The following is a 13,948-nucleotide window of genomic DNA, read 5'->3' on the forward strand; positions in this document are numbered from 1 at the left end:
TGCAAATGCAGGAATCTATTTTAATCTAAATGAAACTAATTTGTATAGGGCGTAATTACGCCAAACATATAGAAGAGCTACAAAATGAAAAGCCTGATAATCCAGTAGTTTTTCTAAAGCCAGATTCTGCAGTTTTGTCTAAAAATATGCCCTTTGTAATACCTTCATTTTCTAATGAAGTGCATTATGAAGTTGAAGTTTTAGTAAAAATATGTAAGGTTGGTAAGCATATTCAACCAAAATTTGCCGCTAATTATTATAATGAAATAGGTTTAGGAATCGATTTTACTGCTAGAGATTTACAAAACGAATTAAGAGCTAAAGGCCTATCTTGGGAAAAATCTAAAGCATTTGATGGAAGTGCCAAAATAGGTGAGTTTGTTGCTAAAGATAAATTAGGCGATTTAGAAAATTTATCATTTTCATTATTAAAAAATGATGAGCTCGTTCAAGATGGTAATTCAAGTGCAATGCTTTGGAAAATTGATGAAATTATTACTTATGTTTCTCAATTTTTTACATTAAAAATTGGTGATATTATTTTTACGGGCACACCAGCAGGAGTTGGTAAGGTAAGTGAAGGAGATACTTTGGTGGGAGTTTTAAATAAAAGTGAAAATTTTATGGTTAAAATTAGGTAGTATTTAGCCTATTAATAAACCAATTGTAACCATAAATAACATAATTGTTTTCCTATTTAAATTTAGACTTGAGTAGTTTTGAGTCAAAATTTAAATTAAATGAAAGTAAAAAATACATTGTTTTTACTGGCTGCATTTTTTGTGTTCAGTAATATTTTTTCAAAAGACATTTACGTTGCCAAAAACGGAAATGATTCTAATCCTGGCACAGAAGCTGAGCCGTACTTAACTATTAGCAAAGCAGCTAGTGTTGCAGTTGCAGGTGATATTGTTTTTATTAAAGAAGGAACTTATGAAGAAACAGTTGCACCTTCAAATTCAGGTTCAGCAGGTAATCCTATTGTTTTTCAATCTTATCCTGGAGATCAAGTAATAATTTCAGCAATGGAAGCCTTATCGGGTTGGACTCAAGAAGGAGGAGGTATTTATAAAACTACAATTCCATTTGCTAGTTTAGGAGATGATAATTTTGTTATGAATGGAGAAACAGCTTGTGTTTTAGCAAGGTGGCCAAACAAAACAAGTAGCAATCCTTTCGAGTTAAATTCAATTAGAAATACTGGTGGAAGTGATGGATCTGTATCCAATGGCGCATATTTAACCGAGAGTTCTATACCTGGGATAGACTGGACAGGTGGTGCAGTTTTCTTTTATGGAGATAAAGCTGGTTCTGGTTGGTTAGCTTGGAAAGAAACAGTTACAAGCAGTTCTTCAGGAAGAGTTAATTTTAATTTGAATAAAAGCCCAGATTGGATTCGAACTTTTCACGCTCCTGCAGATTTAGGAGATTTTTATTTAGAAGGTGTAAAAGAAGCTTTAGATTATGAAAATGAATGGTATTTCGATTCTTCAACAAAAGAATTATTTATTCAATTGCCAAATGGTGGTGCTCCGGTAGATGGTGTTGTTAAAATGAGACGTAGAAGTGAAACTATTAATATAAAGGATAAAAAATATATAGAAATTAAAAATTTAGCTGTTTTTGGTGGAAGTATTAATATGGAAGATTCTTCTACTTGGCAAAATGGAGGAAATAACAGGACAACTAATAATAAATTGTATGGTGTTTCTTCTTTTTATGGAAACCATACTTTAGGTGTTTTTACAGGTTCGCATTCTGGTAAAGCCAGTTTAAATATGCAAGGCTCTAATAATATTGTAGAAAGATGTGAAGTTGCGTTTGGAGCTGGATCTGGATTACAGGTTAGAGGTAATAATCATCAAATAATAGATTCTCGTATTCACGACTTTAATTATTTAGGCTCTTATGATGCTCCTTTAGTTATTAGAGGAATTTACAATACTAAAATTAAGAACAATGAAATTTTTAACGGAGGTAGAGATGGTATTGGCTATTATGGAGAAAATAATGAATTGTCTTATAACGATATTTCTAGAAGTAATTTAATTGCAGATGATTGCGCGTTATTTTATACTGTTGGTAGACAAGATAATACTGAAATTCATCATAACTGGTTCCACGATGCCGCTTCTAGTGGTACAAAAACAAAAGCTGCAGGTATTTATTTAGATAATGACGCTGCTGGTTTTTCAGTACACCATAATGTAGTTTGGAATACGGAGTGGTCTAGTATTCAAATAAATTGGAATGGTGAAGATATAGATATATTTAACAATACACTTTGGAATGGCTCGCAAGTTATGGGAGCTTGGCATAAAGATGGAACTTCATTTACAAATGTTAAAGTATGGAATAACTTAGGTAGTGATGATAATTGGGAACCACAATCTGATAAGCAAAATAATTTAATGGTTGAATCTACTGTTTTTAATAATGCAGATAGTGGAGATTTCAATTTAAAAGCAGGCTCTACTCCAGTAGATGCTGGTAGAGTTATTGATGGAATTACAGATGGTTATATTGGAGCAAATCCGGATGTTGGTGCTTATGAACATGGAGGAGATAATTGGGTAGCAGGTATAACTTGGGATGCTAATTATGGACCAACTGGATTAGGTTGTTACGGTCTTCCTGGTGAAGAGTGTATACTTTTACCTAAAGATGATCAGGATAATGATGGTGTTGCAGATGCAAATGATGATTGTCCAGATACACCTGCAGGTACAACTGTAAACACTAGTGGATGTCCTGTATTTGATTTAGCTGCAGAAAATTTTAAAGTTTTAGTTTCAGGAGAAAATTGTGCAAGTAGTAATAATGGTTCAATTTCAATAACTTCAGTAGAAAATTTATCCTTTACTGCTAAGTTAGAAGAAACTGGAGTTGAAAAGAATTTTACTACAAATGTAGAGTTTACAGATTTATCAGCTGGAGATTATAAGGTATGTATAACAACAACTGAAAATGCTGAATATATACAATGTTTTAATATTACAGTTAAAGAGCCTGAAGCTTTAAGTGTATCTTCAAAATTTAGTAAGTCTAGTGGAGAAGTTACTTTAACATTGGATGGAGCTGATAAGTACAAGGTTGAATTAAATGGCGTGACGACTATTACAGATAAAAGTGAGTTGAAATTAAATTTAAGTTTTGGACAAAATAATATAAAAGTTACTACAGATTTAGATTGTCAAGGTGAGTATTTAGAAAAAATAAGCCTTTTTGATACAGTATTAATTTATCCAAATTCAGTTCAAAATAATTTAACAATTGCTTTACCTAATTCTAGTCTAGAAGATGAGGTAACTTATAAAATAGTTTCATTTTCGGGGCAAATAATTTTAAGTAAAACAGAAAAACCAACTAGTAATAAAATAACTGTAAATGTTGAAAATTTAATAAATGGAATTTATTTCATTCATATAACATCTTCAACTTTAAACACTCAATCTAAAATTATAAAACAATGATACATATATTAAAAAAAATAGTACCAATTGTGGTATTTACTATAGTGTTAACTGCCTGTGGAGGTGGAGGCGGAGACGATGAGCCTGAAGTACCAGAAGTTAAAGCGCCTGAAGCGGCAATACTAAAATCTCCTTTAAAAAATGAAGAATGTAACCAAGGAAACATAATTTCAGATACAGAAAGCGATGTTGTTTTTAAGTGGAATGCTGCTAACAATACAACAGGTTATAAAGTGGTTTTAAAAAATTTAAATTCTAATAAAACTGTTGAAACTTCAACAACAGGAACTCAATTAACACTAACATTATTAAGAGGCGTTGCTTATTCTTGGAATGTGGTTTCAGTAGCAACAGGGACAACTAAAACGGCTACTAGCGAAACTTGGAAGTTATTTAATGCAGGTTTACCAGTAGAAAATTATGCGCCGTTTCCTGCAGAGGTTGTAAGCCCACCAATGGGAGGTTTAACAAATTCTACAGTAACATTAGAGTGGAATGGAAGTGATGCTGATAATGATATTGAATCTTATGATGTGTATTTATCAACAGATAATCCTCCAACAACTTTGTATCAAAATACAACAACTTCAAAAATCGAGAATATTACTTTAAATAGCGATGAAATTTATTTTTGGAAAGTTGTAACAAAAGATTCACACGGAAATAATTCTGAATCACAAATATTTGATTTTAGAACTCAATAAATGCTAAATATAAAACAAAAAAAAACAGCTGATAATTCAGCTGTTTTTTTGTTTAACAATTAAAAAGAATAGGTCTTTTTTCTTTAGGCTCTTCTTTTCTGTGTTCCTTTAATATATTGTATCCATAGTGTGTTTTTACCAAGTTTTGAAAGTTGAATTTCAATCTAGGAAACTCTCTTATAACTTTATCAAAATTATTTGGCGTAGCAGATAACTCCATAAAGTGATGCAAAATTTCAGTATAAGCTTTTGTTAGTGTTTTGTTGAATTTATCACTATTCATAGCTTTAATAAAAAACTGTTGTTTAAGTTCAATGTTTTTTACAATAGCTTGTTTTACTCCATATTTTCGAATTAAAATCCACGAAATTTTTAACATAACTTCGTGTGTTAATTCTTCTGGAGGTAAGCTGCAATTTTCAAATTGTACTAATAATTCTCGATCACTTAAGGAATCTGTGTATGGCATAGCTGGTAGTGGTTTGTAGAGTGTTACTTTTTCTTTTCAATAAATAGATACAAAAAACAGAAAAAGGTTGCGTGGATAATTGTACTTTTGAAAAATAATAGTTGAATAATGAAAGCTGAAATAATAACAATTGGTGATGAAATTTTAATTGGTCAAATTTTAGATTCAAATTCTAAGTGGATTGCTGAAGAATTAAATAAAATTGGAGTTTCGGTGTATCAAATAACATCAATTCAAGACAATAAAGAGCATATTTTAAAGGCTTTGTGTGAAGCGCAGGCAAATGCAGATATAGTTATTTTAACAGGTGGTTTAGGTCCTACAAAAGACGATATTACAAAACATACATTGGCAGAATATTTTAATGATACCCTACTATTAAATGAAGATGTTGTTGAGCAAATAAGAGGAATGTTTGCAAAAATAGATTACCCTTTTACTGAGTTAAATAAATTGCAAGGTATGGTACCTTCAAAATGTACAGTTTTAAAAAATAATTGGGGAACTGCTCCTGGAATGTGGTTTGAAAATGCGAATAAGGTAGTAGTTTCATTGCCCGGAGTTCCAAACGAAATGAAAGGTTTAATGGCTGATGAGGTGCTTCCAAAGATTAGAAATACTTTTAAGTTGCCATTTATATTGCATAAAACAATACTAACCTATGGAATGGGAGAAAGTATGGTTGCTGAAAGATTAGAAGGTTGGGAAAACGCATTGCCAAATCATATAGCATTGGCATATTTACCATCTTATGGAAGTGTTAAGTTAAGATTGTCAGCTAAGGGAAGTGACAAAAATTTTATTGAAAATACGGTAAATAATGAGGTAGAAAAACTAACAAAGTTAATACCTGATATTATTGTTGGTTTTGATGAAAGTGAAACAATTGAGGTTGAAATTGGAAAATTATTATCTAAAAAAGAGTACACAATTTCAACAGCCGAAAGTTGTACAGGAGGAAGTATTGCCGCTATGTTAACTAAAATTCCAGGTGCTTCGGCGTATTTTACAGGTTCTGTAATTGCATATAATGTACAAGTAAAGTTAAAAGAGTTAAATGTTTCTGAAAAAATTATAAAAGAGAATACTGTAGTAAGTACAAAAGTTGCTGAAGCAATGGCTTTAGGTGTACAAAAAAAGTTAAATACAGATTTTTCTGTTGCAACAACAGGTAATGCTGGACCAACAACAGATAAGACCGATAAATCAGTAGGAGTAGTATGTATAGCTATTGCTACACCTCAAGGTGTTGTTTCTGAAGAGTTTTACTTTGGGAAACCAAGAATTAAGGTAATTGAAAGAGCCTCAGTTAAGGCTTTGGAAATGTTAAAGAAAGAAATTTTAAAAAACTAATAAAATAAGTTTGTGTAATTAGAATGAATGTTATAATTTTGCATCTCGTTTCAGATTACACTAAATAAGGTATAGATTATGTCAAGAGTTTGCGAACTTACAGGTAAAAAAGCAATGGTAGGGAATAATGTTTCTCACGCATTGAATAGAACAAAAAGAAAATTTGGCGCTAACTTAGTTAAAAAGCGTTTTTATATTCCAGAAGAAGATAAATGGGTAACACTTAAAGTGTCTACTTCAGCTTTAAAAAATATTAATAAAAAAGGAATCTCTGCTGTTTTGAAAGAAGCAAGAGCAAATGGTTTCTTAAAAAAGTAATTAAGTAATGGCAAAGAGTAAAGGTAATAGAATTCAAGTAATTTTAGAGTGTACAGAGCACAAAGGAACTGGGTTACCAGGAACTTCTAGATATATTACTACAAAGAACAAAAAGAACACTCCGGATAGAATGGAAATTAAAAAATTCAACCCTATCTTGAAGAAAATGACTGTTCATAAAGAAATTAAATAATATTGAATTATGGCAAAGAAATCAGTAGCATCGTTACAGACAGGATCAAAAAGATTAAGTAAAGCTATCAAAATGGTAAAATCTCCAAAAACTGGAGCTTACACATTTGTTGAAGCTATTATGGATCCTTCAAAAGTTAAAGAGTTTTTAAGCAAAAAATAAATTTTTGTTCATAAAAATACTAAAGCTACTTTCAAATTATTGAGAGTAGCTTTTCTTTTATATATTTACATTATAAATTGAATATATGAGTTTATTTAAAAGAATATTTTCTAAAGAAAAAAAGGAAACTTTAGATAAAGGTTTAGAAAAAAGTAAAACAACTTTTTTTTCTAAATTATCTAAAGCCGTTGCAGGTAAAGCAAAGGTAGATGATGATGTGTTAGATAACTTAGAAGAAGTTTTAGTATCATCAGATGTTGGTGTTGAAACTACACTTAAAGTTATTGATAGAATTGAAGCTAGAGTAGCTAAAGATAAATATTTAGGTACAACAGAGCTAAATGCTATTTTAAGAGAAGAAATTGCTGGTTTATTAGCAGAAACAAATGTTGGTAACGAAACCGATTTTACCATTCCAGAAGGAAAAAAACCTTATGTAATAATGGTAGTTGGTGTTAATGGTGTAGGTAAAACTACAACCATTGGTAAATTGGCTTCACAATTTAAAAAAGCAGGTAAAAAGGTTGTTTTAGGTGCCGCCGATACATTTAGAGCTGCAGCAATTGATCAATTGCAAGTCTGGGCAGATAGAGTAGATGTGCCAATTGTACGTCAAGATATGGGAAGTGATCCTGCTTCGGTAGCTTTCGATACTCTTACTTCTGCTGTTTCTCAAAATGCTGATGTTGTTATTATAGATACTGCTGGTAGACTTCATAATAAAGTTAACTTAATGAATGAGTTGACGAAAATTAAGCGAGTAATGCAAAAAGTTGTTGCAGATGCTCCACACGAAGTATTATTGGTGTTAGATGGTTCTACAGGTCAAAATGCATTTGAGCAAGCTAAACAGTTTACGTTAGCTACAGAAGTTACTTCGTTAGCCGTTACTAAATTAGATGGTACAGCTAAAGGTGGTGTTGTTATTGGAATCTCAGACCAGTTTCAAATACCTGTTAAATATATTGGTGTTGGAGAAGGTATAGAAGACTTACAAGTATTTAATAAAATTGAATTTGTAGATTCTTTCTTCAAGTAAGCTTTAAAAATATAATTTAATAAATCACACTTTACTAGTTAGGGTGTGATTTTTTGTTTTTAGAAGAATTGATCTACCTCTTTTCTAGAATTAATATTTAGTTTTGAATAAATATTGTTAATATGAGTTTTTACTGTGCTTATACTTATAAATAATTCGCTTGCTATATTTTTATTTTGAAGTCCTTTTTGCATTAATTCAAATACTTTTTGCTCTTGAGTAGAAAGTACTTTTTTATAATTTAATTTAGATTTTTTCTTTTTGTTTTTTCTGAAAAGAAAAACGTTTAGCCCAATTGAAGCAAGAAGTAAACATAGCAGTACAAGAGTGTAATTTACAGATTTTTTTAGAGGAAGGTCATTTTTTAAATCACTTTTATACTGTTTTAAGTAGTCAGAATTTGGGTATTTCTCTTCAAGTCTACTTAATAAGCTATTATAGTAATCAGATTTTTTAATGTTTTTTAAATAGTAATCTCTTCCAAAAGAATTTCTCGAAGCATATAATTTATATGCATAAAGTTCAGCCAAGGGTTCATTTAAGCTTTTACTAAAGTTTTGAATATTTACTAGGTAGTTTTCGAAAATTATATTTCTTTGAGTATCACTTTTAGTGTCGTGTAGGTCCATCAATAAATAATCTTGAATGGAGTCAATTTTTTGAACAGCTGCTGTATGTTCTTTTACGTGTGTTATAGAACAAAACATTTGTCCTAAACTATTTAAAGGGAAATAAATGGAATCTTTATTATTTGCTATAAATACAACAGATTGGCTAGTGCTACACTCGTTTAGTAAGTGTTTATAATCTGTAATATCGTTATTGCATTGATCCAAATGTATTTTATAAAATTTATTTTTTTCAGATAAAAAATTTCCCGAAAAATTAAACTCTCCAATACTATCAACTTTAATTTCTTGAATAATATTACTTGCCAATACTAAATCACTCTTAGAATAATCTTCAACATTTAATAAATAAACTTTAGTGCCTTGAAAATTAGAATTAATTTTTCCTTTAAATTCAAATTGTGCATAAACTTGAGTTGAAAATAGAAAGCAGCAAAAAATTAAATGAGAAATATATTTCATTAAACAATTAAGTACAGATTGATTATAAACAAATATAAGTTTATTTATTAAAAAGTAAATAGCCCTTTTTAAAGGGCTATACCATTTGTTACTTTATAGTTGTTGAAGCAATATTTTTTTTCGAAGAATTAACAATTCCTTTAATTCTAACTACTTTTCTAGCTTCTGAAGCATTAGAATAAACAGTAATCATTTTCGAAAATCCGCCAATGCGATTCGTAGCGTAATTAACTTTTATTTTAGCTGTTTTATTAGGTAAAATAGGTTTGTCTGGTTTTGATACAACTGTACAGCCACAACTGCTTTTTATTTTTTCAATAATAATAGGTTGGTTTCCAGTATTTGTGAGCACAAAATATCTGTTACCATCTGCATTTTGTTCGATGTTACCATAATCTATAGTTTCAGATTCAAAAGATAAAATGCCTTGGTTATTTTGCGAATAAGATAAAGTGCAAAAAGCGATAGCCAATAAAAATAAAATGTTTTTTTTCATAATTAATAATTTTAATGTTATTGGGCAAACATAACGTAGTTTCTATGTTTTTATGGAATATAGAGGGTTGAATAAGGGTTTAGTCCTAGGTTGAATTAATAAAAAGTATAGTAATTCTTATAGATTAAAGGTAATTTTATTAAAATAGAAGAGTATAAAATTTTTTAATTTAAAATGTCATTTATTTTTTTCCAAAGTTCATTATCAAAACTTGAGAGTGCTAAATTACTTGAATTCGCATTTTCACCCATTCTAATAATTACCAATTTTTTACTAGGAACAACATAAATTTTTTGATCGTTTTTACCTAGCGCAGCATACATTTCATCTGGTGCATTTGGTATTAATTTTCCAGAATATACTTGTTGAGATTGTGGTAAATAAAAACTCTCCTTACCATTTAACCACCATAAATAACCATAGGCTTTGTTAATGGTTTGAGATGTGTTTGTTGAATTATTAAAATATGTAGTATTAACTATTTCGTTCGAATCCCAAACGCCATTATTCATTGCTAATAATCCAAAGCGAGCCATACTACGTGTATTACTTAAATAAAGATTGAAATTTCCTGTAGATACCCAAGTTCCAGTCATTCCAATTTTATTTTTTAATTGATTGTTAAAGTAGTTTTCAAATGTTGTATTAGTTGCGCTAGCAATTACATCTTGCAATTTTTTGTAAACATTGTGGTATGCCCATCTAGAACCTGCGTCAGTTTTGTAAATTAAATTTGTTGGTTCAACGCTATCACCTAAACTATCATCTAAACCACTAGTCATAGTAAGTAAGTGTTTACAAGTAATTAAATTTTCTTTTTCAAGTAATGTTTTTGTCCAACCTGTACCAATATGTTTAGAAACTTTATCATTTATATTAATATAGTTCTGTTCTTCAGCAATACCAACTAGTGTTGAAGTAATTGTTTTTCCTGCACTAGCCCAATACCAAGCTTTAGAAGCAGAATGGTTGTTAAAGTATTTTTCAATAACAATTTTTCCATTATAAAGTGTTATAAATCCTTTTGTGTTTGTAGTTTCTAAGTAATTGTATAGTTGGTTAATATTAGTAGTGTTCCAATTTAATTCTTCCGCAGAAATTGTTTCCCAAATATCACTATTTATAGGCGGAAAATAAATATTTTCTGGTGTGTTTTCTATTTCAATAATGTTAGACTCGCTAGTACAAGATGTAATTATAATTAAAAGAAGCAAAACAATATATTTCATAAAGTTAGATATGTTGAGTATTATTATTTAGACTACATTAAATTAAAAAGGTTTGATTACTTTTGCCAAAAGTAATTTCAAAATACAAATTTGTGCGTACAAAATCGAAAAAAGAGAATAAAATTAACGTAGTAACGCTTGGGTGTTCTAAAAATGTTTACGATAGTGAGGTTTTAATGGGGCAATTAAAGGCGAATGACAAAAATGTTGTACACGAAGATGAAAATGATGATGGTAATATTGTTGTTATAAATACTTGTGGTTTTATTGGAGATGCTAAGGAAGAGTCGGTTAATACAATTCTTCACTATGTAAATAAAAAAGAACAAGGTGAAGTAGATAGAGTATATGTTTCTGGATGTTTAAGTGAACGTTACAAGCCAGATTTAGAAGAAGAAATACCAAATGTAGATGAGTATTTTGGAACACACGATTTACCGAACTTATTGAAAGTTTTAGATGCAGATTACAAACACGAATTAGTTGGGGAACGCTTAACAACTACACCAACTCATTATGCGTATTTAAAAATTGCTGAAGGTTGCGATAGACCATGTTCTTTTTGCGCAATTCCGTTAATGCGAGGAAAACACGTGTCTACTCCAATTGAAAATTTGGTAATTGAATCGGAAAAGCTAGCTAAAAAAGGAATTAAAGAACTTATTTTAATAGCTCAAGATTTAACCTATTACGGTTTAGATATATATAAAAAACGTGCACTTGCCGATTTGTTAAAGGAATTGGTGAAAATTGATGGTATCGAATGGATTCGTTTACATTATGCATTTCCAACAGGTTTTCCGTTAGATGTTTTAGAGGTTATACATAACGAGCCAAAGGTTTGTAATTATTTAGATATTCCATTACAGCATATAAACGATGCCATTTTAAAATCTATGCGTAGAGGAACTTCACATGAAAAAACTACAAATTTAATTGCTGAATTTAGAAAGTCGGTACCAAATATGGCAATTAGAACAACTTTAATTGTTGGGTATCCTGGAGAAACCGAAGAAGCTTTTCAAGAATTAAAAGATTGGGTTACTGAAATGCGTTTTGAGCGTTTAGGTGCTTTTGCTTATTCTCACGAAGAAAATACGCACGCTGCAAGCTTAGAAGATAATATTCCAGACGAAATAAAACAACAACGTGTAAATGAAATTATGGAACTACAAAGCCAAATTTCATTTGATGTAAATCAAGAAAAAGTAGGTAAAGAACTTAAAGTTTTAATTGATAGAAAAGATGGAAATCATTTTATTGGTAGAACAGAATTTGATTCACCAGATGTGGATAATGAAGTTTTAATAGATGCTACTAAGCATTATGTACAAGTTGGTAAATTTGCTCAAATAAAAATTACTTCGGCCACAGAATTTGATTTATATGGAGAGCCAATATAATTATGAAGATTTATAAAATAAAAAAAGGGAACACATTGTTCCCTTTTTTTTATTGAATAAGTTAACTATTAATTACATATTATAAACACCGCCATTTATATCTAGTGTTGCTCCAGTAATAAAACCGTCATATTCAGATGCTAGAAATAATACAGCTCTAGCTACATCTGCAGCGTTTCCTGCTCTTTGAATTGGTATGCTTGCTGTAGTTTCTGCTGCAGATTCTTTAGTTGTATGTGTATTATGGAACGAAGTACCAAGAATAAGCCCAGGTGCAACAGCGTTAACTCTTGTTCCTTGTGCCCCTAATTCTGTAGAAAGCGCTCTTGTAAATGTTAGAATAGCACCTTTACTAGTTGAATAAACTAACGATCCAGGATGACCACCTTTACGGCCAGCAAGAGATGCTAAATTTACAATACTACTATTTTTATTTTTGGCTAAATAAGGAGCAGCAGCTCTTGATACAAACATCATAGAGGTTAAATTTATATCCATTACTTTATGCCAAAAACTAGCTTCCATTTCATTTAACATTCTACGAGCAACTAATGATCCTGCGTTGTTAATTAAAATGTCTAGTCCGCCTAATTCTATTATTGTGTTTTCTACCAAAGCTTTTGCATCTGCTTCTTTAGTAAGGTCACCATTTATTGCAATTGCTTTTAAACCTTTATCTCTAGCGTATTCTACCAATTGATTCGCAGTTTCAGCACTAGAAAAATAATGGATTGCAACATTAGCTCCGTTATCTATAAAGTGTTTGGTAATTGATTCTCCAATTCCTTGTGCACCAGCAGTTATTAATACATTTTTGCCAGCTATTTTATTTTTGTAGTCCATTTTTTGTAGTATTTATAAATTGAAATTTTATAGAAAGTCTAATTGTATTCTTTTTTTTAAATTTATTTTTTCTTATATAATTCATCATTTTTACTGAAATATCCATCATTTGAATATGCATCATCGCTTACAGTTATACGGGCTGTTTTAAACCATACTTCAGTATAATTACCATCTTTATATTGTTTTTGAATATCACCACCGTGAGTTTCAGCTCCTGAACACCAATTTTTATTTATTTCAGGAGATTTTCCATTTGTTTGATTATAATTTCCTAGTTTAAAAAAACAACCTTCACTACTGTATGCTTCTGCGCGCTCTACACCGTCTTGACCAATTGGTACAAATAATTTTTTAGTTTGTTCAGGAATGTCTTCTTTAGTTGTATATTCTGATGCTATTATGTTTTTTGTAAATATTTTGGTTTCGTGTCCTTCACTTGTAAATATCAGGGTCATAATACCATTTTTAACATCTATTTCATAAGTAAATTCTTCACCTAAAGCAATTCCATCTGTAGGTTCTTCAGGATAAGTACTTACATCTGTACCAACAACAGATAAGTCGTAGCCCCACACGGCTGTTGAAAAATCCCATCTTCCAGAATTATCGTCACCGTCTGTATTAATTTCATAATCCCAAAACACTGAGCCTTTGGTATGACCAGGAAATTTTTTGTAAAATATTTTAAGAGGTTCATTTTCGTGCCCATCAGCACTATGAATTTGACCTATAACTACGGAATAAGAAGCTGCTACACGTGCATCTCCAGTGACAGATACATTCATTACTTTTAATGTAGCTTTTAAATTTGCATTAGATGTTGGAGCCCACTTTTTTGATTGTGCTAATTCGGTTCTAGTGTTGTTAGAAGTTCCGTGTGTATGACCCGCATTTGGCGTTTTAAATACAACCCAGTTGTTTTTACCATCGTTATTGGTGTAAAAAAAATCTTTATTTTCAAAATTATTTGCAATACCTGCATTTGAACCATCACCTAAAATTAATTTCCAATGATCAAAAAATGGTATAACATCACTTGCGTAAACTGTTTTTACAGCTTCATTTTCTTTCGTTTTTTTTACTTCATCTTTACAGCTATTAAGTGTTAGGAAAACTCCAAGAATTAGTAGCGTAGTTACAGGTTTGAAAATTTTGTTTTTCATTGTATTATA

15 protein-coding genes are annotated in these 13,948 nt (G+C 30.4%); 9 read left to right on the plus strand and 6 right to left on the minus strand.

The window, feature by feature from the left end; genetic code table 11:
- The first annotated feature begins 29 nt into the window (after positions 1-29).
- From BLU40_RS10050 to BLU40_RS10060, 3 genes are all read left to right on the plus strand, one after another.
- On the plus strand, positions 30-641 hold the full coding sequence (locus tag BLU40_RS10050; RefSeq protein WP_090122985.1) for a fumarylacetoacetate hydrolase family protein: 612 nt from the start codon (positions 30-32) through the stop codon (positions 639-641).
- A gap of 99 nt (positions 642-740) precedes the next feature.
- Positions 741-3,473: a T9SS type A sorting domain-containing protein gene (locus BLU40_RS10055; RefSeq protein ID WP_090122987.1), complete on the plus strand. Its 2,733-nt coding sequence runs from the start codon at positions 741-743 to the stop codon at positions 3,471-3,473.
- On the plus strand, positions 3,470-4,177 hold the full coding sequence (locus BLU40_RS10060; protein WP_090122989.1) for a hypothetical protein: 708 nt from the start codon (positions 3,470-3,472) through the stop codon (positions 4,175-4,177). The genes BLU40_RS10055 and BLU40_RS10060 overlap by 4 nt, the downstream gene beginning before the upstream one ends.
- Before the next feature lie 52 nt (positions 4,178-4,229).
- Here the strand turns inward: BLU40_RS10060 and BLU40_RS10065 are convergent, their stop codons facing one another.
- The gene (locus tag BLU40_RS10065) at positions 4,230-4,646 is read right to left on the minus strand and encodes a hypothetical protein (RefSeq protein WP_090122992.1); all 417 of its coding nucleotides are present in this window, start codon (positions 4,644-4,646) and stop codon (positions 4,230-4,232) included.
- Positions 4,647-4,754: 108 nt separating this feature from the next.
- On the opposite strand from BLU40_RS10065, the gene BLU40_RS10070 reads away from it, so the two are divergent.
- The 5 genes from BLU40_RS10070 to ftsY all read left to right on the plus strand — a co-directional run bounded on the left by BLU40_RS10070 (position 4,755) and on the right by ftsY (position 7,711).
- Positions 4,755-5,999, plus strand: coding sequence for a competence/damage-inducible protein A (locus BLU40_RS10070; protein WP_090122994.1), 1,245 nt, complete (start codon positions 4,755-4,757; stop codon positions 5,997-5,999).
- Positions 6,000-6,077: 78 nt separating this feature from the next.
- Complete coding sequence (gene rpmB / locus BLU40_RS10075) at positions 6,078-6,317, plus strand: 50S ribosomal protein L28 (RefSeq protein WP_090122996.1); 240 nt, start codon at positions 6,078-6,080, stop codon at positions 6,315-6,317.
- A gap of 7 nt (positions 6,318-6,324) precedes the next feature.
- Positions 6,325-6,510, plus strand: coding sequence for a 50S ribosomal protein L33 (rpmG, locus tag BLU40_RS10080; protein ID WP_090122997.1), 186 nt, complete (start codon positions 6,325-6,327; stop codon positions 6,508-6,510).
- A gap of 9 nt (positions 6,511-6,519) precedes the next feature.
- Complete coding sequence (locus BLU40_RS10085; RefSeq protein WP_090122999.1) at positions 6,520-6,672, plus strand: DUF4295 domain-containing protein; 153 nt, start codon at positions 6,520-6,522, stop codon at positions 6,670-6,672.
- 85 nt (positions 6,673-6,757) lie between these two features.
- Complete coding sequence (gene ftsY / locus BLU40_RS10090) at positions 6,758-7,711, plus strand: signal recognition particle-docking protein FtsY (protein ID WP_090123001.1); 954 nt, start codon at positions 6,758-6,760, stop codon at positions 7,709-7,711.
- Between the two features lie 59 nt (positions 7,712-7,770).
- On the opposite strand, the gene BLU40_RS17765 is transcribed toward ftsY, so the two are convergent.
- The 3 genes from BLU40_RS17765 to BLU40_RS10105 all read right to left on the minus strand — a co-directional run bounded on the left by BLU40_RS17765 (position 7,771) and on the right by BLU40_RS10105 (position 10,527).
- Positions 7,771-8,802, minus strand: coding sequence for a LuxR C-terminal-related transcriptional regulator (locus BLU40_RS17765; protein ID WP_090123003.1), 1,032 nt, complete (start codon positions 8,800-8,802; stop codon positions 7,771-7,773).
- Positions 8,803-8,890: 88 nt separating this feature from the next.
- Positions 8,891-9,298, minus strand: a complete 408-nt coding sequence (locus BLU40_RS10100; protein ID WP_090123005.1) for a DUF1573 domain-containing protein — start codon at positions 9,296-9,298, stop codon at positions 8,891-8,893.
- Between the two features lie 164 nt (positions 9,299-9,462).
- Positions 9,463-10,527 carry a serine hydrolase domain-containing protein gene (locus BLU40_RS10105; RefSeq protein ID WP_090123007.1) on the minus strand — a complete coding sequence of 355 codons (1,065 nt, stop codon included), beginning with the start codon at positions 10,525-10,527 and terminating at the stop codon, positions 9,463-9,465.
- 92 nt (positions 10,528-10,619) lie between these two features.
- Here BLU40_RS10105 and rimO point away from each other — a divergent pair, with 92 nt between their 5' ends.
- A complete protein-coding gene (gene rimO / locus BLU40_RS10110; protein WP_090123008.1) occupies positions 10,620-11,930 on the plus strand; it encodes a 30S ribosomal protein S12 methylthiotransferase RimO in 1,311 nt (436 codons plus the stop codon).
- A gap of 72 nt (positions 11,931-12,002) precedes the next feature.
- On the opposite strand, the gene BLU40_RS10115 is transcribed toward rimO, so the two are convergent.
- Entirely contained in the window at positions 12,003-12,773 is a 771-nt protein-coding gene (locus tag BLU40_RS10115) for an SDR family NAD(P)-dependent oxidoreductase (RefSeq protein ID WP_090123010.1), read from the minus strand.
- A gap of 62 nt (positions 12,774-12,835) precedes the next feature.
- Complete coding sequence (locus BLU40_RS10120; protein ID WP_090123126.1) at positions 12,836-13,939, minus strand: polysaccharide lyase family 7 protein; 1,104 nt, start codon at positions 13,937-13,939, stop codon at positions 12,836-12,838.
- Between the last annotated feature and the right edge of the window lie 9 nt (positions 13,940-13,948).

Origin of the sequence: Lutibacter oricola, assembly GCF_900106565.1 — a bacterium.
Lineage (GTDB): Bacteria > Bacteroidota > Bacteroidia > Flavobacteriales > Flavobacteriaceae > Lutibacter > Lutibacter oricola.